A 19482-nucleotide genomic window follows, 5' to 3' on the forward strand; every position below is an offset into this window, starting at 1 on the left:
GGGCGCGGGGCCTGGCTGGGGCCTGGGCCCGAGCTGAGCGGGGTTAGGGGCCTGGAAACGGGGGAGTAGGGCCCTAGTCCGGGCTGGGCGCGGGGCCTAGGCCGGGCTGGACGAGCTAGGGGTACTTGCCGAGCTGAGCGGGATTAGGAGCTTGGACCGAGAGGGGTAGGAGCCTATGCCCGGCTGGGGTCCTGGCTGGGCTGGGCGCGGGGTCTAGGCCAGGATGCACATGGGCGTTGCCCACCCGCGCCGCCGCTCATGCCACCGACGTATGGTGGGGTTCGCAACTGTTTTCGCGAGCCTTGAGGAGGCGTGGCTTTGAAGATTGGTTTTCTGGGTGCCGGTGCGCTGGGCGCATACTATGGCGGTCGCATGGCCGAGACGGGCCAGGAGGTTGGCTTCGTCGCCCGCAACGAGACCCTCGATGCGCTGCGCACCAAGGGCCTGACGCTCATCGACGAGAACGAGGAGACCTCGGTGGTCTCCAACGTTGCCGCTGCGGAAAGCTTCGAGGAACTTGCGGAGACGATGGGCGGGCTGAACGTCATTATCAATGCGACGAAGTCCCTGCCGGGCAACGACTCCTTCCCGGACGTCTCCGGCATCAAGACCGCCGACGGTAAGCAGGTGCCGATCGTGACCCTGCACAACTCGGTGGAGGTGCCGCAGCTGGTCGCGGAGCAGTACGGCGAGGAGAACGTGATTCCGGGCATCGTGCGCGGCTACTTCGTGCACAAGGGGCCGGCGACCGCGCAGTTCCTGCCGGGAATGAAGGTGCTGAACATCGGCACCTTTGACCGTGCGCAGGATAGCCACGCTTACCGGGTGGCCTGCGAGCTCAGTGAAGCGCTGGTTGCGGCGGGCTTCAAGTCCGAGGTCTGGGATGACATCTTCGTGGAGATCTGGTCCAAGGCTATGTTCGTCACGCCGACGGGTGCGCTGGGCGCGCTGGCACATCAGCCGCTGGGCTACCTGCGCGAGGAGGGGGCCGAGGGCAAGCCGGGGCTGCGTAGCACGCTCGAGGGGCTGATGCGGGAGTACGAGGCGGCCGCGCGGGCGCACGGCGTGGGGCTGCCGGAGGACATCGTGGCGAAGACGATGGCGCTCACTGATAAGCAGCCGGATTCCGCGACGAGCTCGATGCAGCGCGATATCCGTGATGGGCTGCCGAATGAGCTGGATGCGCAGGTGGGCGCGGTGCGTCGCATGGCTGCGCGCGTTGGTGTGCCGACACCGCTGCACGACATGATGCAGGGCGCGCTGGAGGGGCAGATCAAGGCGCAGGCCGAGGGCCGCCAGGGCTAGGTGCCACACACCCATTCATGTTTTGCAGAGTTTGATGTCGGAGATCGGTCGGAAAGCGACATTAAACTCTGCAAAACGCACTAACTAGCGGGCAACGAACCTGGTTTTGGGCCGTGGCGTGCCGCTTTTTGCGCGTTTCGTGACATTCTGCGGCCCAAAACGGGCCGGGAGGGGGGGTCAGCACGCCTCTCATTTGCGCGCCGCGTGCGCGCACTAGCGCGCACCCTATTCATGTTTTGCAGAGTGCGTTCCCGCTTTCCACTCACCTCTTTCATGTTTTGCAGAGTTTGTTGCCGAAAATCGGGCGAAAAGCGGCATTCAACTCTGCAAAACGCACATAGGGGGCAGCCTAGCCAGGGCTAGGGGTTTCCGGGGGTCGGCGTCCCCGGCCAGCTGCGCCGGCCGCGCGGCCACCGCGGCCAGCCCCGGCCCGGGACCCTACCTGGCTTAGGTGCGGACCCGCACCACCATTCACGCCTCACCATTCATGTTTTGCAGAGTTTGATGTCGGAAATCGGCCAAAAAGCGACATTAAACTCCGCAAAACGCGCGTTGGGGTCCTGGGCCACCCCGGCCAGCTGCGCCGGCCACGCGGCCACCCCCGGCCAGCCCCGGCCACAAGGCTCCAGCCGGCCCAAGGCCGCCGACCCCAGCCAGCTCCGGCCACGAACCCGGTTTTGGGCTGTGACGTGTCGCTTTTTGAGCGTTTCGTGACATTCCACGGCCCAAAACGGGCGTAGGGCCTTGGGCCACCCCGGCCCCGGCCGCGCTGCGTCATGGGATTGGGCCACGGGGCGTGAGTTTTACGGGGCTCTGCGCGATGCGATCGGAGCAGGTGGTGGCAACGAACCTGGTTTTGGGCTGTGGCGTGTCACTTTTCGCGGGGTTTGTGACATTCCACAGCCCAAAACGGGCATAGGGGCCGGCAAGCCCAGCCTGCCCCGGCCACGAGGCCAACCGGCCCCGGGCCGCTGCGCTGCGCTTCACCGCGACCTGGTCCAATGCGCGGTTTTGCCGCAAAACCTTGACACCAGCCCACCCCTACCCTTAGGTTTATGACCTACATGGTAAACCCCATAACCAGGGAGGTGGTCATGCAGACTGATTCAACGGATCCTCGCCCGATCTACATACAGATCGCGGAGGACCTAAAGTCCATGATCTTGTCCGGGGAGCTCGCCATTGACCAGCGAGCCCCGTCCACGAAAGAACTCTCGGAGTTCTACCAGGTCAACCCCACAACGGCAGCCAAAGCCATGACGGAACTCTCACAGGAAAAGCTCGTCGAAAAGAAACGAGGGCTCGGCATGTTCGTCACCCAAGGCGCCCGCGAGCGCATCCGCAGTGAGCGCAAGGGCGCATTCCAACGCACCTACATCGACCCCCTCAAAACCGAAGCCGCCGCGCTCGGCCTCTCGCTCGAAGAAATCATCGCCATGCTGAAGGAGGAGAAGTGAGCATCTACGGAGTCATCGGCCCCAACGGCGCCGGCAAGACCTACTACCTGCGCACCCTCAGCCAGAACCCAGGCACGGCGCTAGCGCAGGCCGCCCCCGACGCCGCCCTCTACGGCGCCACCCCGCGCGAGTACTTCGCCATCGCGAAAACCGGCTGGTCAGATCTCGACATCAACCGCGCCGAATCCCTCCTCGACTTCCCGGCCACCACCCCGATGAAGAGCCTCAGCCTGGGGCAGCGCCAGATGGTGATCACCGCCGCAGCCCTCGCCTCCGGCCAGCCGACGCTCCTCTTCGACGAACCTTTCAACGGCCTGGACGTCGAGTTCCGTCACCGTCTGCGCAGCATGTTCATCGACGCCGTTACAGACGACGCCGCCGCGGACGCAGCCATCACCGACGGCGGTGACGTCGTCCTACCCAACAACGCAGCCCCGGAACGGACGATCGTCCTGACCTCCCAGCACTCCCAGGACCTCGCGGGCCTGGTGGAGACGCTGATCGTTATCCACGACCACGAGCCGCACGGCCCATTCGACGTCGAGCAGTTGCGCACCCGCCACCCGGTGCTGCGTGGGCTGACGGAGCAGGTGGGGCGGATCGCCGCGGACCTGCCCGTCTTCTCGCGGAAAACCCTGGGCGACCGAAGCGAGCTCGTGCTCGCCGCACCGCTGAGCGCGTCGGCAGCCCAGCATGCGCGCACCCTCGGCGTTGAGGTGAGCTATCTCAACCCCGCGGAACTGATCGACCTGGCCAGTACCAGCGCTTATATCGAAAGGAGCGCACAATGACACTCGGAGTTTTTAGCGCCACGAACCCGCGGACTTTCCTTGGCGTGAGCGCGGGTGCGGTTCTGCTCGCCGGTTTCGGCGGCCTGGTTGTTTCCCGCGGGACGGAGAACACGATGCTCGCGATCCTCGTGCTCGCGGTGCTGTTCGCGGTGACGGCCGCGCGCTCGATGCGGCTGCGCGATTTCGGGGTGAGCAGTACCCGCTGGCTGCGCTCTGCGGCTGTGTCTGCTGTGGTGGTGTCGCTTCTGGCCGCGGTCCTGGTCACGCTGATGATTATTGTGGCGGATCGGAATCCGACCTTCTACCAGGACTTTGCTTCCTTCACTGTCCAGGCGCACGGCTACGAGGTTGCCGGCGGCGTGCGTTACGCCAGCGACGGCCCCGGCATGCCGGTGGGGACGTTTGCGCTGACCGGACTGTGCGTGTTCCTCAGTTTCCTGATGGGCACGGTGGCAGGCACCGCACTGGGGGCGGTCTCCGGTGCGCGGGGGACGCGGGCGTGCGTTGTTGCTGCGGTGGGTAGTTTCGTTGTGGCCTACGGTGTTGGGGCCGTGCTCATGGTTTTGGACGTCAACATCGCCGCGCCGTGGCCCGGCGTACCTATGTTCGCTGTGGTCGTGTGCGTGGTGTCCGGGCTGGTGCTGGCGTGGGCGCTGAGGACGGAGCGCCGCCCCATGCCAGCGGTGGTCCCCGAGCTGCCAGGCGCGGCCCCGGAGCCGCGAGGCGGCGTGGCTGAGCACTAGCCACCGGATCGCCAGGGGTAGTCCCGGCCTCTAGGCCACCCACCCCAGCTGTTCCGGCCACAACCCCGGTTTTGGGCCGTGGGGTGTCGCTTTTTGCGCGTTACGTGGCATTCCACAGCCCAAAACGGGCCACGCGCGGGCCGTGAGGAGGGGCGCGGCCGGGGTTAGGTTGCCGGGGACTACCGCGCAAGGGGGCTAGGCGGTGGAACCGCGGCGGCTCTCAGCAACCCAGCCGAGGAAGCGGCTCGAGCAGGCCGTCCAGTGCGCCAGAAGCAGGAAGGGGATCGCCAGCGCGACCGCGTCCAGCCACTCCGAACCATTGACCAGTGCAACCTGGTGGCCACCCATGCTGACGGTGCCCGGTGGGAAGGTGCACGACCACCACGCCGGGGAGTAATCCACCCAGCGCGCCACGTTCGGGTAGAAGGTCACCATCGCAAAAATCGCCAGCGGAATAGCAAGCACCAGCGCGACGTAGCCGTAGTACACCGACGTCGTGCTGGGGTAGAGGATCTGCATCGCGGTCGTGGACTGCCCGATCACGCCGAGCGGCACCCACGCGGTCGCGGAGTTCGGTCCTGAAAGATCCACCTCGCCGTGCCACGCCGCCCAGTAGACGTGCGCGAAAACCGGCACGGCGGTGAGCAGCGACATCACGAAAAACGCGGTGCCCATAACGTGGTATATCTGCCCGTAATCGCGGGCCAGCCAGCCCGCCACGGAGGCCGAAATCATCGGCCCGACCAGCGGCAATCCCCATGTGAACCGTGGTGTCCCAGAAAAGCGGGATAGCTGGATCGCCCACGTCACGGTGGTGACGGGTGCGCCAATCCAGAACCCGATGAGGCGGTAGGTGGGGACGTCCGTAAGTCCAGAAAGCGCAGCCCCGAGCGCGAGGATGCCGATGAAGAACATCGACCACTCGGCCACGGTGGTGCGCTGGAAGCTCGGCTGCCGGTAGCGGGCGAAGCCGATGGTCAGTGCCACGAGGATCACGCACGCGATCGCTGCGAAGATGCTGGCGCCGATCATCATGTCCTTCTCGACGAGCAGGCGCGCGACGATCGAGGTGCCCATGAGGCTGCCACCCCACGCGGGGCCCGGCGGCGGGAGTTCCCGAAACTTCTTTATCACGCAGGGCATAGTAACGCCCCACGCCCCGCACACCACCGCCGGGGTGGGCCATCTTCACGGGGCGGGATCCGACGCTCATAACGCGAAGGGGGCAGCGTCGGGGTGCGCGTAGTGGAGCCGGCGGGCCAGAGGCTGGCGAAAGAACTCCGCCCACCGGAACGTTTTGCAGATGGTGTTCCCGATCTCTCTCGTGTTTTGCAGAGTTTGATGCCGGAAATCGGACGAAAAGCAGCATCAAACTCTGCAAAACGTACAGAGGGAGCCGGAATGCGCGAACGGGGCGTGGAAACGCGCATCAAACTCTGCAAAACACACCAACTAGCGGGCGGTGAACCTGGTTTTGGGCCGTGGCGTGTCATTTTTTGCGGGTTTTGTGACATTCCACAGCCCAAAACGGTTTGCGAGGCGGTAACCCGGGCCAACCCAGGTCCGAACCCGGGCAGTGACTAGCTCAGGCCACCCAGACCCCACATTTGCAGAGTTTCTGGTCATAAACCTGGCGAAAAATGACCAGAAACTCTGCAAACCGGGGGCTAAACACGCAAAAAAGGGCGCCCCAGCCAGGGGCGCCCTTTCAGCGCACGGATCCCGCGCGTGCTCACGCAGCCTCACGCGCACGCGCACCGTACGCGCGCGTGCGCAAGCCGACTAGCAGTCGTAGTACAGCTCGAACTCCTGCGTCGTCGGGCGCAGGCGGGCTGGCATGATCTCCTCGTCGAACTTGTAGCGGATGTGCGCCTCGATCAAGTCCTCGGTGAACACGTTCCCTGCGGTGAGGAAGTCGTGATCCTCCTCCAGCGCCTCGAGGGCCCCGTCCAGGGAGTACGGAACGGTCGGGATGCCCTTCAGCTCCTCCGGCGGCAGCTCGTAGAGGTCCTTATCCACTGGATCACCTGGCTCGATGCGGTTCTTGATGCCATCCAGGCCAGCCATCATCGCGGCGGTGAACGCCAGGTATGGATTACCCGATGGGTCCGGCGCGCGGAACTCGATGCGCTTGGCCTTCGGGTTGGACCCGGTGATCGGGATGCGGATCGCGGCGGAGCGGTTCTCCTGGGAGTACACCAGGTTCACCGGCGCCTCGAAGCCCGGCACCAGGCGGTGGTAGGAGTTCATCGTCGGGTTCGTGAACGCCAGCACAGCGCCGGCGTGCTTGAGGATGCCGCCGATGTAGTAGCGCGCCATGTCGGAGAGCCCACCGTAACCGTTCTCGTCGTGGAACAGCGGCTGGCCGTCCTTCCAGAGGGACTGGTGGATGTGCATGCCGGAGCCACCGTCGCCGGCGAGCGGCTTGGGCATGAAGGTGGCGGACTTCTGGTTGAATTTCGCGGTGTTCTTCACGACGTACTTGAAGGTCTGCATGTCGTCCGCGGCGTGCAGGAGGGTGTTGAAGCGGTAGTTGATTTCCTGCTGTCCGCCGGAGCCCATCTCGTGGTGGGAGCGTTCGACGTCGAAGCCGACGTCCTGCAGATGTTCACCGATCTCGTCGCGGAGGTCCTGCATGTGGTCGTAGGGCGCGGTGGGGAAGTAGCCGCCCTTGGTGCGCACCTTGTGGCCCAGGTTGCGGGAGCCGTCCGGGTTTTCCTTCGCGCCGGAGTTCCACCAGCCCTCGACGGAGTCCACCTCGTGGAAGGACTTATTGGTGGTGGAGTCGTAGCGCACGGAGTCGAAGATGTAGAACTCCGCCTCGGCACCGAAGTTGCAGGTGTCGGCGAAGCCGAGCTCCGCGAGGTACTGCTCAGCCTTGCGTGCGATGTTGCGGGGGTCGCGGCTGAATGGTTCGCGGGTGTGTGGGTCGTGGACGAAGAACTTCACGTTCAGCGTCTTGGACTTGCGGAAGGGGTCCACAAACGCGGTCTCGAGGTCGGGCAGCAGCATCATGTCGGAGTTGTCGACGCTGGTGTAGCCGGCGATGGAGGAGCCGTCGAATGCGAGGCCTTCCTGGATCGCGTCCTCGTCGAAGGCGGATGCTGGCACGGTGAGGTGCTGTTCGATGCCTGGCACGTCGGTGAATTGGACGTCCACCCAGCGGATTTCTTCGTCGCGGATGAACTTCTGGATGCCTTCTGGGGTGGTGTGTTCGCTTCCGGGTTTGAACTTACCCATGGGGTTTCACTTCGCTTCTTGGCGTTTGTGGTGTGCAAGTCGTGCAGATATTCAGTTGTGTATTCAGTTCTCACTACCAATGGTAGGGAAAACGCCCGGTCAGTGCTGTGACGACCGGGCGTTGCTGCGTGCGGTCTGTTGCCGCAGGCTTTAGGTCAACCGGGGGGTGTCCCAGAGGTTGAGCTTGGTGCCGATGCCCTTCTTCAGGGCGTTTTCGTAGACGTCGGTGGCCCAGGCGACGTCCTCGACCGGCATGCCGCCGATGGAGTAGCAGAAGATCTCGTCGTCGTTTTGGCGGCCTGGTGCCTTGCCGGAGGCGATGTCGCCGATGTTGACGAGCTTCTCTGCAGGTAGGGTGCCCTCTTCCTTCATGTCCCACCAGCGGTTGCCCGGGATGCCGAGCAGGCGCTCGTAGGTCACGTCCGGCCCGTTCTCGTTGAACCACTCTTCGTAGAGGCCGGTGTAGTCGACGACGAGGCGGCAGTCATCGGACTGGACGAATTCGTCGTCGAGGCGTGCGGCTGCTGGCATGAGCAGCAGGGCGCCTGGCTTCAGGTATTCCTTCTTCAGGTACGGGAAGCCGGACGGGCCGTCCGGGGAGGTGGAGGTGCCGGTGATGACGATGTCGGAGTCCCGGATTGCCTCTTCTTCCGTCTCGACGATGCGGACGTCCTCGAGCTGCGGGTAGTTCTCCTTGATCCAGTCGGCGGCGCGCTGGGTGGAGCCTGCGGAGCGGCCCTTGATCTTGACGTTCTTGATGCTCGGGCGCTGGGTCAGTGCGGCACCGAGGATGGTGCGGGACATCACGCCCGGGCCGACGATGCCGACGGTCTCGGCGTTCTCGAGCGCGAGGTGCTTGACACCCACGCCCGGGACGGAGCCGGTGCGGTAGGCGGAGAGCAGGTTCGCGGACATCACGGACAGCGGTGCGCCGGTGACGGCGTCGTTGAGGATGAACAGGTGGATGGACCGCGGCAGGTCGTTCTGGCGGTTATCGGCGTTGGAGCCGTACCACTTCACACCGGAGTTCTGGAAGCGGCCGCCGATGTAGGCGGGCATGGCCATGAAGCGACGGTCGGGGCCGTTGGCGGGCATGCCTTCGTGCTCCGGGTTGTCCGGGAAGTTGATCTGCGCGCCGTGGGAGTTCGCGGACGCGCCTGCCATGCGGTAGTCGCCGTCGGCGAGCAGGATGAGGGTTTCCTCCATCGTCTCGACGCATGCGGCGAGGTCGGTGACACCGGCGTCGACCATTTCTTCCTCGTTGAGGTAGAGGAAGTCGATGCGGGTCGGGTTGGCGGATGCCTGGTCAGTAGTGTTTGAGTTCTCCGTGCTTGAGCTGGTCAAGGGGTACTCAATCCTTTCCATTTGTTTCGACGGCCACCTGTGCTGCGGCCTCGGACAAGGAATCCCAGAGGCATTCTCTCCAGAATCGTGTTCGGCAGCCTCTCAGCATCTGTTGCGTGCGCGGTGTGCCGCGCTGGTCTGCTGACCCGGGTGCGGGGGCGATTGGCGGGGATTATTCCGCGTCGCGCCGAGGGGCACGGTTTTCCACGATACGGAAAAAGCGCAGCGTGCGGGGCGATTTCTTGCGCAAACTGTGAAAAGCCCGGGTGTTGAGGGTGCTTTTCGTGCGGGGGTAGTGGCGCCGCAGAAAACCGTGGCAGCGGGCTGGGAACCGGCGGAGACATGCAGTGATGCGCGTCACTCGCGAAACGCAGGCGCAGCCATCTCCGGTTGCTACTATCGCTATATGTGAGTTCCGTCACAGTGTAGTTTTTGGGATCAAATGCGCCCGAAAATTGGAGGGGATTGTTGTGCCTTTGCCAGTACCGCCGACCGTGCTTCGCGGAGTCAATGTGCTGAGCCTCGCGCCCAATTTGCCGGGTCCGATCGCGGCCCGCAGGTTGGCTGAGATGGGCGCGAGCGTGACCAAGATCGAGGGGCCCACCGGGGACCTCATGGCTCAGGCCGCGCCGCAGTATTACGAGTGGCTCTGTACCGGCCAGGACGTGGTGCAGCTGAACCTCAAGGAGGAGGCGGACCGCGGCCAGCTAAAGGAGCTGCTGTCCACCTGTGACGTTCTGATCACCTCCTCCCGTCCCGCCGCGCTCGCGCGGCTGGGGCTGTCCTGGGAGGAGCTGCACGCGGCGTATCCGCGGTTGTGTCAGGTCGCGATCGTTGGCCATTCGGGGGACGACGCCGATCTTGCCGGTCATGATCTGACCTACCAGGCCCATGCGGGCACGCTGTTGCCACCGGCGATGCCGACGGTGCCCGTCGCCGATCTGGCAGGCGCGGAGCTTGCGGTGCAGGCGGCGTTGGCGCTGCTGCTGGGCCGAAATGCGGGTGAGGGTTCGGCAGCGCAGGGTGCGGCCAGCGAGGGCGCAGAGGAACAGGCTAAGGACACAGGCGCCGCTGGCGGGGGTGGCTATCACGAGGTTGCGCTCGCGGATGCGGCCGAAGCCTTCGCGATGCCCGCCCAGTGTGGGCTGAGCGCGCCGGGCGGACTGTTGGGCGGGGCGCTGCCGGGTTACCGGATCTATGAGGCCGCACCCGCTGGTGGTGCGGAAGTTGGTGCTGCGGGAGCCGAGGTTGGCGAACCTGCTGGCGGCGTGGGAGCGGGTGCTGGCGAGTCCGTTGGCGGCGGGGCAGAAGGCGCTGAAGTCGAGGGCGCCGAAGTGGAGGGCACCGAGGCGGAAGGCGCCGCGCCCACCCACGTGGCCTTCGCCGCCCTGGAGCCGCACTTCATGGCCCGGGCGATGCAGCTGCTGGGGGTCGACGGCACCGAGGAGCAGTTCGCAGCCACCTTCAAGACCAGGACCGCCGCCGATTGGGAGGCCTGGGGCATCGAACAGGACGTGCCCATCGCCGAGGTCCGCGGGGCTGGCAGGGTGAGGAACTGACGTCCTGCCGCGACGTCTCACCCCGACGTCCTGCCCCGACGTCCTGCCCCGACGTCCTGAACAACAACCGCGAGGGACGGGCGTCCCAAAAGGAGGCGCTACTCGGCCTGGCGGGCGCGGGTGCGGTTGTCGTAGAGCGCGATGAGCAGGCCGATCCCCATGAGCCCCCCGATGGTCACGAAGCCGATGGCGGTGCCGAGCGTCCAGTTGATCGCGCGGGCGCTGGCGAAGACGATCGCGGTGATGAACGCCAACCCCACCGCGGTGCCGATGCGCTGGGCGGTTTGGAGGACGGCGCCGGAGCTGCCGGCGTAGTTGAGGGGAACGTCGGCGAGCGTGAGCGTTTGGTTCGGGCCGATGACCGCGCCCTGGCCGGTACCGACGAGGAAGAGGGTGAGCACCATCCACCACTCGGAGACCCCGGCGATGTGGTGCAGCACGAGCGCGAGGATCGTCAACGCAATGCCGGTCAGAGCCACGATGATGCCCTGGATGACGACCGTGCGGCCCCGATCGCCGACCCGCTTGCCCGCCCAGTTGGCTGAGAAGGAGCTGCTGATTGCCGCGGGGATGCCCACGGCTCCGGCGACCAGTGCGCTGTGGCCGAGGCCGTTTTGGAAGAAGAGGGCCACGAGCACCCAGATGCTGGTGATGCCCATGAAGTACACGCCCGCGAGCATTGTGCCCAGCCGGAAGCTGGGGAAGCGGAAGATCTGCATGTCCACCATCGGCTCGAAGGGCTTGGTGGTTTTCACGTGGCGCTCCCAGGCCAGCCAGGCGAGAAGCAGGAGGGCGGCGACGGGCAGCAGCAGGTAGTTGCGGGCGCTTCCGTTGTGTTCCACGAAGGGGTAGAGGAAGGCCAGGACGGTCAGCCCCAGCAGCAGGGAGCCCATCGGGTCGAGGCTGCGGATGGCGCGGACAACGCCGACGTTGCGGCCGGTGACCGGGTCCTTGACGCGACCCAGCAGGGGGCGGGGGAACCACAGGAGCGCGAGGGCGAAGGCAAGCAGTCCGAAGGGGACATTGACCAGGAAGGTCCAACGCCAGCCGTGTTCGGGCCCGCCGATTCGAATGAGGAAGCCACCTAGGGTGGGGCCGATGGCCACGGCCACGCCCACGACGGTGCCGAACCAGCCGAAGGCCCGGCCGCGTTCCTTGCCGCGGAAGTACTGCTGGATCATGCCCACGCCCTGTGGGTTGAGCAGGCCGGCGCCGATGCCTTGGAAGAAGCGGGTGACGTTGAGGGCCTCCGCGGTGGGTGCGAAGCCTGCGGCGATGGCGGAGATCGTGTAGATGCCGAGGCCGATGAGGTAGATCCCGCCGCGGCCGAGCAGGTCGCCGGCGCGTCCCGCGGCGACGAGGACGACGCCGAAGGTCAGGGTGTAGCCGGCAAGGACCCACTGGATGTCGGATTCGGTCGCGCCCAGGCCCTGCTGGATGGAAGGCAGGGCCACGTTGATGATGGACACGCTGATCAGCGACATGAAGATCGTCGTGAGGATCACGCCCAGGACCTTCCAGCGGCGCGGATCTTCGCCCGGGGGATAGGTCCCCGGGGAGTGGATCGTGGCCTTCGTGGCGCCGGGCTGCGGGGCGCCCTGGGGCGCAGCCTGCTGCTCGGTACCTGGCTCTTGGTTGACCCGTTTTTGGGCGCTGTGCTGCTTGGTTCCCTGCTGTTCGGCGCCTTGCTGTGTGAGCCCCTGGCGTGTGCTTTCTGCGTGCGTGTCCTTCTCAGCCACCGTGGTGTGCGCTCTCCTTAAAATCACCTAGTCACGTGTGTGTTTCATCGTTCTCAAGGAGCATAACGCTACTTAGGGTGCCCTTATTCCACGGGTGCTGTGTGAGTGGCGGGGCTTTAGTCTTCGAGCGCGGCCTTCATGCAGCGCATCGCGGCCAGAGTCTTCGGCACGCCGACGTAGGGCATGAGGTGCACGAAGCACTCGGCGACTTCCTCGGGGCTCATGCCCGCGACGTCCACGGCGGTCTTGATGTGGCCAGTCAGCTGTGGTTCGACGCCACCCATCGCGGCCAGGGCTGCCATGTTTAGCATCTGGCGGTCGCGCAGGGTGATTCCTTCGCGCTGGTAGGTTCCGCCGAAGACGGCTTCGACGACCCAGTCGGACGCGCCGGGCGCGAACTCGTCGAGCTGTTTCTTCCATGCGGCGGCGGATTCTGGGGTCTGGGTCTCGCGGACGAACTCCTCGCCCTTGTCGCGGTTCAGTTCCATGGGGTGTTCCTTTCTCTTTGGGCCCGCGCTCCGGGTTGCTGCGGTGGTGCAGTGCGCCGGGTCTGGCCTGCGATGTGGTTGGGCACACGCGCCGGGAGCGGGGTTGGTTGCCCCGAGGCTAGCCCAAGTTGTGGCACCGGGGCGCGGGGGAGGAGTGGGTTAACCAGTGCGCTTCGCTAGATTTTCCTTGCAGGGCAGGGCCACCTTGCAGTCGGGGAGAGGAGGATCGAACGCTTCCATTGGCGGCGAAATGTTCGATATTTCCGGATCCTCGTCTGCAGCGGTTGTTAGATTGAGCACATGAATCGGACAACCGCGGTGGCAGATGCGTTGGCGATGATCCGCCTTGCGGACTCGGTGCCTGCTTGGGCGATGCTTCGTGCCCATAACGCCCCAGCTGTTCTTTCTGTCTTAAGTGCTGTCTTCGAAGGAAGTAATCGCCAGATCGCCGGAACCGATCTCACTCTCGCAGTGGAATCGTTGCTGATCGATATTCGGGAACAAACCAATTTGGAACTGCCCAAGTCGGCCGTTGCTTATATCAACGACTGGGTGAAGCTCGGATACCTCACGCGGCGCAGTCCACAGGGCTCGAGGGAGGAGTTTTACGAGCTCACTACGGACGCTCACGTTGCCATCGATTATGTGCAGCAGTTGATCAGTCCTCAGCGGGTGGTGACCAAATCCCGCCTCGGCACCCTATTCAATAATCTTCAGGATCTCGCAGCTGAAACAGACCCCGACGAGGCGAGGGCGATTAGCCGCCTGGAGGCCCAGCGGGATCAGATCCAATCTCGTATCGACAACATCCGCATCAACGGTGTCGGCGTGATTTCTGACGAGGAGGCAGTGGAGAGGGCGCGGGAAATCCTCGCCCTGGCTAGGGACTTGCCCACCGACTTCTCCCGCGTTCGAGAGGAGGTTGAAAATGTCGATCACGAACTTCGAGAATCGCTCGTCGAAGGGCAACTCAACGCTGGTGAGGTGCTGGACAATGTCTTCCGCGGTGTTGATCTGATCGCAGAGTCGGAGGCAGGGCGAGCCTTCAACTCCTTCTATGAGCTTTTCCTTGATCCGGAGCAATCAAAGCAGCTCGATGCCGTGATGGATGCCGTGCAATCTCGGGACTTCATGAAGCAGCTAGGCCCGGAAGAGCGGATTGAGATCGCTCAATTAGTTGACATGCTGGATTCCTCCTCGGGCCAGGTACATACCTCGCTCACGGGCCTATCTCGGTCGCTCAGGCGTTTCGTGCAGTCCCGAGAAGCAGAATCGCAGCAGGCGCTCACGCGGGCAATCAATCAGGCGCAGCAGCAAGCACTCGAGCTCGCAAAACGAGGGATCGCGCCCTACGAGAAGGTCGGTTACGAGCTTGAGCTGACGACGCGGCAACCGACGTCGCTGTCCAGTTGGGAACTACACAATCCTAAGGAATACCGCATCGAGCGCTCGATGGAAGTCAACGAGTCGGGCGAGATCGATTTCGAACAGATGCGTCAGCGCATCCGGGAATCAGAAATTGACTGGCAGGAACTGCGCGTCGCAATCAACGATGTGGTCGGTAGTAAGGGACAAGCATCGATTCGGGAAGTTTTGGAAGAACATCCTGCTACCCAGGGGCTAGCGAGTGTGGTGGGGCTCATCAAACTTGCGCATGATCACGGTGAAAGGTCCGACGGTACGGAAATCCTGCAGTGGGAGAGAGCAAGCGGGAAAAGGTACCAAGCACGGTATGAACGTTTCGTATTTCGGAGGAAGGTTGGGCGCGTTTAGATGGAAAATAAACTGTATGAAGGCGATACCGGAACCCTGACAGGTTTGCAGCGTCGTGCCCTGGCGGAACTCATCCGTGGCCCATACGTGTCGAGCGTGAAATCGCCGGAGGTCTTCACTGCGATATCCAACTCACGGGAGGTCCTTGCCCAACAGCTGGATAACCTCTTCCTCACCCTCATCCTCGATGAGAACGCGGGGGTTGCCTACACAAAGGCGTGGGAAGCGGATGTCCCTGAAAAGCGTGCGTTGCTGCGTAAACAGTCATTGACTTTCATGGACACGGTGGTGATCCTCCACCTGCGCCGTGAACTGGTGACGACGAGCCCCAACGAGCGAACCATCGTGGATGAGGGCGAGGTTTTTGAGGCGACCCTGCCGTATCAAGGGCACGCCGGCACAGATAAGTCCACGCAGCGTAAGCGTTTTACTGCAGCGTGGAACAAGCTGAAGAACTACTCGATTATCGCCAGCACCCCGACCGAGGGGCGTTTCGAGGTATCTCCGGTGCTGCGCATCATCTTTTCTAGCGAAGAGATCGCTGCTGTCACCGAGTCTTTCCGTGCTCTCCTGGAGGAAGAAGAATGACGACGACTCTGCCTGGCCAATTCCGGCTTTCCCAAATCCAGGTTTATAACTGGGGAACGTTCGACAACCTCCACTGTGTCGAGGTGCCACGGGAAGGCTTCCTCATTACGGGCCCTTCAGGTTCCGGTAAATCGACGCTAATTGATGCGATTTCGACGATTCTTGTTCCACCCGGCAAGATTCGTTTCAACGCTGCAGCGGATAACCAAGCGCACTCGGGTCGTAACTTGGTTACCTACTGCCGCGGCGCCTGGCGCCGCGAGCATTCGATCGAGGCAGACGAACTTACGCAGTCCTATCTCCGAACAGGTGCGACGTGGACGGGCGTCGCTCTACGCTACAGCGACGGGGCGGGGGAGACTGTAACAGCGTGCCGGTTGATGTTTTTGCCCGCAAATGCTTACTCGCGTCAGGAGATCACAGACCTCTATATTTTGCTTCCTCGGGACGCCGACCTGACGGAGTTTGAGGATCTGGCGCAGAAGAACCTGCCGGTTACCGAGGCGAAGAAGACGTACGGTGATGCCCTGCATGTTAGTCGAAATCACCCGAAGTTCAGCTTGGCACTGCGCCGAGCAGTGGGGATCGCGGATGCCGGCGCTTTGGACCTGCTGAACCGAACGCAATCAGCCAAAACACTCGGCGATCTTAACCACTTGATGCGTACTTTCATGCTGCCCGAACCAGAGACCTTCGAGATCGCGGAGCAAGCAGCGGAGAACTTCACAGACCTACGTACGGCGTATGAGTCGGTGGTGAAAACTCGTAAGCAAATCGAGCAACTGGTACCGGTACGCGTGGCGGCAGAGAAGCGCGCAGAGGTCGAAGACAGCCTGACCAGGGTGAAAGAAGACCGGGACGGCGTCGAAACATTCGTCGACGAGTGGCGGCAGCGCTTTGCCGAGCAGGAGCGGGATCAGCGGACCTCCGAGATCAAAGCAGTCAGCGCGACGATCGAAGAAGCCACCGGGGTGCGGGATGCGCACCGAGCGCAAGCAGATCAGTTGCGCGCGTTGATTCATGGCGCGCAGGATTCGGCCTTGGTTTCTGCACAAGCTCGTCGCGACCGTCTGCAAGACCGGCTGGAGCGAGTGACCAAGGAGGAAGAGGCATTCAACTCCCGGCTCAAATCCATTGGGGCTACAAAGCCCGGGAGCGCGGAGGAATTCACCAACCTCGTTCTTCAGTTGCGTGAAGAGCGGGAGCGGTTGAGCGTTGCGTATGAAACGGAAGACGTAAAGCTAGCCCAAGCACATGTGCGAGTTCACGAGCTGGGCGAGAACAAGAAAGAGCGCATCGCGGAGCTTGAAGCGTTGCGTAAATACGAATCGGCCATGGATAACCGGCTGCTCCGGGCGAGAGCCTTGATTGCGGAGCGGTCTGGGGTGCGAGAATCTGATCTTCCATTCATCGCTGACCTCGTGAGCATGAGGTCTGGTGAAGGCCACTGGCAGGGAACCGCAGAACGGGTGATGGGTGGTTTTGCTCGGCGGATCCTCGTTCCAGATGAACATTATGACCAGGTTTCTTCGGCTATTGATGGGACCTACCTTGGTGCGAAGGTGAGCTACACCCGGTTCACGCAGGATCTGGAAGAACAGCGCCCATCGCGTTTTGTGCCGAACTCGCTGGGCCTAAAAATCAACGTGAAACCCGGGCGGTATCACGACTGGATCCAGACTCAACTTTCTAAGAATTTCGATTACCTGTGCTGTGACTCTATGGAAGAGTTTCGTGCCGCCCGGCGGGCGGTGACTGCAAAGGGGCAGGTGAAACATAACCGCAATGACCACATCAAGGATGATCGCCGCCGAATCGATGACCGTTCGAACTGGGTGCTGTGGGGCAACCTCGCTGACAAGATTGATGCTCTCCAAGCATCGGTGCGCTCCATTGTGGCGAAACTTGAAGACGCTGAACGTCAACGCAAGACCATCGCGGCTGGCCAGGAGAAACGGCGTGCCCAAATAGCTACGATCGAGCGGCTATTGGAGACGGAGCGTTTTCAGGATATCGACGTGTCATCGGTGGCCCAGGAGCTTGCGGAAGCCCAGAGCGACGTGGATGAACTCACTGATGGGAACGCCGAGCTGGCTCAGCTGAAGGCGAAGTTGAAGAGTGTCGAATCTGCTCTCGACAAAGTTGAGGAGCAGGTCATGGCGCTGCGTAATCAGCTCAGCGGCTTCAAAATTCGTCTGGAGCAGGCAGAGGAAACGCTTGAGAGGGTTCGGACTCGTCGAGGTGGGAAGACCGTCTCCGAGGACGTTGCGGCTCGTCTGACAGAGCGTTGCAAGGCTATCGATCGCACCATCCGGTCCGATAACATCGATGCGCTCAGCAACCAGCTCGTTCGCGGTATTGAGGATCAACTTGCAGAGCTCAATGCTCGGTTCACCAAACATGGTGGCGACTTGGTGAACGCGATGAACCTCTACTTGGTGCGCTGGCCGGATCGAGCGGGCGACCTCAAGGCGGACATGGAGTGGGAGCAGGACTTTCTCCAGGAACTGGGCAGGCTTGAGGCAGACGATTTGCCACGTTTCGAACAGCGTTTCCGGGACATGCTGCAAGACGAAACCCACAAGCATCTTGGGCGCCTGCGGCGGCTGATCCGTGATGCGACAGCAAAGACGCGCAGCTCGATCCAGATGATTAATGATTCGCTCGCTGAGGTCGAATTCTATCCGGGTGCTTACCTGACGATCGAGGTGCGGGAAGCACAGCCTGCGATCGCCCGCGATTTCGTTGAGCTGCTGGATTCTGCGTTGGCTGGGATTATCAATGATGCTGATCAGGAGGAGAGTGAGCAGCGATTCCATAAACTGCAGGCGGTGATCGACGCAGTGACGGTCTCGGACGGTACATCAACTCGTGATCGCCAGCTGCGCCTGGACACGAGGCAACACGTGAAGTTCCTGGGCGTGGAATATAGCGAGGATGGAGCGCGTGGTGCGGTCTATGACTCATCGGAAGGTCTTTCAGGTGGCCAAGCCCAAAAGCTGTCCTCCTTCTGCTTGGCTGCTGCCTTGCGTTACCGGCTGACTGGGATGGGCCTGCCGGCCGCGCAAGAAAAGAAATCCATTGTCCGGGTGGGGGAGGATATTTACCCGCGATTCGGCACCATTGTTCTGGATGAGGCTTTTGACCGTGCGGATACGGAGTTCACCCGGGCTGCGATGGAGGCCTTCCGCCGCTTTGGTTTTCACATGATTCTGGCCACGCCCGAGAAGCTGCTGCAGACCGTGCAGGACTATATCGGGGGTGTGCTGATGGTGGAATGCCCAGACCGGAAGCGATCGCGAACGAGTTCTTTGACGATCGAGGAGGTGCAGGATGAAGACTCCTGATCAGGTGCGCCAACGCGCTGCGGTCTTTTACTCGCGCAACCATCGCAGCTGGCTGGCCGGGAAATTCAAGACGCTGACCATCAACCTGGATCCGCCGACTGGACGGGCGGCAGAGCGTGATAACGGCGCTGCCGTGCGAGCATGGGTGGCACAGTGGAACCGCAGTTCAATTACCGCTGAGTGGGAGGATAAAAAGCTCAGCTACTTGGGGACGTATTCGCTGCCCCGGCGTGTTGTTCTCTCCGATGCGGATACTGCGGCTCGCGTGGCCGGCAAGCTCGATCATTGGCAAAGCCTTCAGGCTGTCTTGGATCGTTTCTGCATGGAGTTGGGGGAAAGCGTTCGCCCAGAACTCATCAGGCACCTTTCTTCATGGGAAGACTGGGGCGACGCGACCGTGGAACAGTTCATCGCTGTTGTTCGGTGGGTCCACGAATATGAGGTCAGCGACTTTTATATTCGCGAACTGCCAATCTTTGGCGTCGATAGCAAGTGGTTCGAGGAGCATAGGACGGTCGTTGAAGCGGTAGTCGGCCCATTGAATTTTAAGTCGAAACCCCAGTTGGTAGAGGTCCGCATCCTTGACCCGGCGCTGGATATTAGCGGCATGCGATATCTAGCGTGCCCGGTGGCTGAACTGGATGAAATGCCTGGGGAGCGGGTTCTTATCGTCGAAAATCACCAGAGTTTCCTTGCCTTGCCCGACTTGCCTGCGACAGTGGCGATCTTCGGTGGTGGATTGAACGCTGCCAGGATCGTCCAGCAGATCCCATCGTTAGGGGAGATAGACGTTCTTTATTGGGGCGATCTGGATTCGTATGGGTTCTACATCCTGGAACTTGTGAGGCGATATGTGCCTCATGCGCGTTCTGTCCTCATGGACCTGGATACGGTTCGGGATCATGCTGATCTTGCGGTGGAGGAACCGCAACCTAGCCGGTTTGATCCTGAGCTGTTGAGTTACGGGGAGCGCTTGGCCTTGGATTATCTCCGGGGGCGGTCTGCAGGCGGATGCTTGCGCATTGAGCAGGAAAGAATCTTGTTCGACTATGCGCAGCAGCAGCTACGCCACGCAGTGAGCCCCAATGGTGCGGGTGCATAGCAGCGG

14 protein-coding genes are annotated in these 19482 nt (G+C 62.6%); 9 read left to right on the forward strand and 5 right to left on the reverse strand.

The annotated features are described in order from the left end of the window. Positions 1 to 312 precede the first annotated feature (312 nt). From HMPREF3088_RS00990 to HMPREF3088_RS01005, 4 genes are all read left to right on the forward strand, one after another. Positions 313 to 1305, forward strand: a complete 993-nt coding sequence (locus HMPREF3088_RS00990) for a 2-dehydropantoate 2-reductase (RefSeq protein WP_083317283.1) — start codon at positions 313 to 315, stop codon at positions 1303 to 1305. Between the two features lie 1094 nt (positions 1306 to 2399). Beyond that, positions 2400 to 2762, forward strand: a complete 363-nt coding sequence (locus tag HMPREF3088_RS00995) for a GntR family transcriptional regulator (protein WP_070757829.1) — start codon at positions 2400 to 2402, stop codon at positions 2760 to 2762. After that, positions 2759 to 3553 carry an ATP-binding cassette domain-containing protein gene (locus HMPREF3088_RS01000; RefSeq protein ID WP_070757725.1) on the forward strand — a complete coding sequence of 265 codons (795 nt, stop codon included), beginning with the start codon at positions 2759 to 2761 and terminating at the stop codon, positions 3551 to 3553. Before HMPREF3088_RS00995 ends, HMPREF3088_RS01000 begins: the two co-directional genes overlap by 4 nt. After that, positions 3550 to 4296 (forward strand): hypothetical protein, encoded by a 747-nt coding sequence (locus tag HMPREF3088_RS01005; protein ID WP_070757727.1) that lies wholly within the window; start codon positions 3550 to 3552, stop codon positions 4294 to 4296. Before HMPREF3088_RS01000 ends, HMPREF3088_RS01005 begins: the two co-directional genes overlap by 4 nt. A gap of 195 nt (positions 4297 to 4491) precedes the next feature. Here the strand turns inward: HMPREF3088_RS01005 and HMPREF3088_RS01010 are convergent, their stop codons facing one another. From HMPREF3088_RS01010 to HMPREF3088_RS01020, 3 genes are all read right to left on the reverse strand, one after another. Then, entirely contained in the window at positions 4492 to 5439 is a 948-nt protein-coding gene (locus HMPREF3088_RS01010; protein ID WP_083317284.1) for a TDT family transporter, read from the reverse strand. Between the two features lie 639 nt (positions 5440 to 6078). Continuing rightward, on the reverse strand, positions 6079 to 7536 hold the full coding sequence (glnA, locus tag HMPREF3088_RS01015; protein WP_012360525.1) for a type I glutamate--ammonia ligase: 1458 nt from the start codon (positions 7534 to 7536) through the stop codon (positions 6079 to 6081). A gap of 150 nt (positions 7537 to 7686) precedes the next feature. Further along, positions 7687 to 8901 carry an ornithine cyclodeaminase family protein gene (locus tag HMPREF3088_RS01020; RefSeq protein ID WP_070757731.1) on the reverse strand — a complete coding sequence of 405 codons (1215 nt, stop codon included), beginning with the start codon at positions 8899 to 8901 and terminating at the stop codon, positions 7687 to 7689. A 449-nt stretch (positions 8902 to 9350) separates the two neighbouring features. On the opposite strand from HMPREF3088_RS01020, the gene HMPREF3088_RS01025 reads away from it, so the two are divergent. Beyond that, positions 9351 to 10439, forward strand: coding sequence for a CoA transferase (locus tag HMPREF3088_RS01025; protein ID WP_070757733.1), 1089 nt, complete (start codon positions 9351 to 9353; stop codon positions 10437 to 10439). Between the two features lie 98 nt (positions 10440 to 10537). Here HMPREF3088_RS01025 and HMPREF3088_RS01030 read toward each other — a convergent pair whose 3' ends face one another. Together HMPREF3088_RS01030 and HMPREF3088_RS01035 are read right to left on the reverse strand one after the other, a co-directional pair. Continuing rightward, positions 10538 to 12205 (reverse strand): MFS transporter, encoded by a 1668-nt coding sequence (locus HMPREF3088_RS01030; RefSeq protein ID WP_083317285.1) that lies wholly within the window; start codon positions 12203 to 12205, stop codon positions 10538 to 10540. 89 nt (positions 12206 to 12294) lie between these two features. After that, positions 12295 to 12666: a carboxymuconolactone decarboxylase family protein gene (locus tag HMPREF3088_RS01035; protein WP_070757735.1), complete on the reverse strand. Its 372-nt coding sequence runs from the start codon at positions 12664 to 12666 to the stop codon at positions 12295 to 12297. 300 nt (positions 12667 to 12966) lie between these two features. On the opposite strand from HMPREF3088_RS01035, the gene HMPREF3088_RS01040 reads away from it, so the two are divergent. Genes HMPREF3088_RS01040 through HMPREF3088_RS01055 form a run of 4 tightly spaced genes read left to right on the forward strand, consistent with a single transcriptional unit; the run spans position 12967 to position 19476 of the window. Then, positions 12967 to 14439 (forward strand): DUF3375 domain-containing protein, encoded by a 1473-nt coding sequence (locus HMPREF3088_RS01040; RefSeq protein ID WP_236251484.1) that lies wholly within the window; start codon positions 12967 to 12969, stop codon positions 14437 to 14439. Next, positions 14440 to 15027: a DUF4194 domain-containing protein gene (locus HMPREF3088_RS01045; protein ID WP_015381734.1), complete on the forward strand. Its 588-nt coding sequence runs from the start codon at positions 14440 to 14442 to the stop codon at positions 15025 to 15027. Further along, positions 15024 to 18374 carry an ATP-binding protein gene (locus HMPREF3088_RS01050; protein ID WP_070757737.1) on the forward strand — a complete coding sequence of 1117 codons (3351 nt, stop codon included), beginning with the start codon at positions 15024 to 15026 and terminating at the stop codon, positions 18372 to 18374. Before HMPREF3088_RS01045 ends, HMPREF3088_RS01050 begins: the two co-directional genes overlap by 4 nt. Beyond that, positions 18361 to 19476, forward strand: a complete 1116-nt coding sequence (locus tag HMPREF3088_RS01055) for a DUF3322 domain-containing protein (RefSeq protein WP_070757738.1) — start codon at positions 18361 to 18363, stop codon at positions 19474 to 19476. Before HMPREF3088_RS01050 ends, HMPREF3088_RS01055 begins: the two co-directional genes overlap by 14 nt. The last annotated feature ends 6 nt before the right edge of the window (positions 19477 to 19482 follow it).

The organism is Corynebacterium sp. HMSC22B11 (genome assembly GCF_001815965.1).
Lineage (GTDB): Bacteria > Actinomycetota > Actinomycetes > Mycobacteriales > Mycobacteriaceae > Corynebacterium.

Excerpts from the sequence above, each read along its gene's own strand:
- HMPREF3088_RS00995 (WP_070757829.1), top strand. The coding sequence starts at position 2,400 with ATGCAGACTGATTCAACGGATCCTCGCCCGATCTACATACAGATCGCG.
- HMPREF3088_RS01005 (WP_070757727.1), top strand. The coding sequence starts at position 3,550 with ATGACACTCGGAGTTTTTAGCGCCACGAACCCGCGGACTTTCCTTGGC.
- HMPREF3088_RS01010 (WP_083317284.1), bottom strand. The coding sequence starts at position 5,439 with ATGCCCTGCGTGATAAAGAAGTTTCGGGAACTCCCGCCGCCGGGCCCC.
- glnA (WP_012360525.1), bottom strand. The coding sequence starts at position 7,536 with ATGGGTAAGTTCAAACCCGGAAGCGAACACACCACCCCAGAAGGCATC.
- HMPREF3088_RS01020 (WP_070757731.1), bottom strand. The coding sequence starts at position 8,901 with ATGGAAAGGATTGAGTACCCCTTGACCAGCTCAAGCACGGAGAACTCA.
- HMPREF3088_RS01035 (WP_070757735.1), bottom strand. The coding sequence starts at position 12,666 with ATGGAACTGAACCGCGACAAGGGCGAGGAGTTCGTCCGCGAGACCCAG.
- HMPREF3088_RS01040 (WP_236251484.1), top strand. The coding sequence starts at position 12,967 with ATGAATCGGACAACCGCGGTGGCAGATGCGTTGGCGATGATCCGCCTT.
- HMPREF3088_RS01045 (WP_015381734.1), top strand. The coding sequence starts at position 14,440 with ATGGAAAATAAACTGTATGAAGGCGATACCGGAACCCTGACAGGTTTG.
- HMPREF3088_RS01050 (WP_070757737.1), top strand. The coding sequence starts at position 15,024 with ATGACGACGACTCTGCCTGGCCAATTCCGGCTTTCCCAAATCCAGGTT.
- HMPREF3088_RS01055 (WP_070757738.1), top strand. The coding sequence starts at position 18,361 with ATGAAGACTCCTGATCAGGTGCGCCAACGCGCTGCGGTCTTTTACTCG.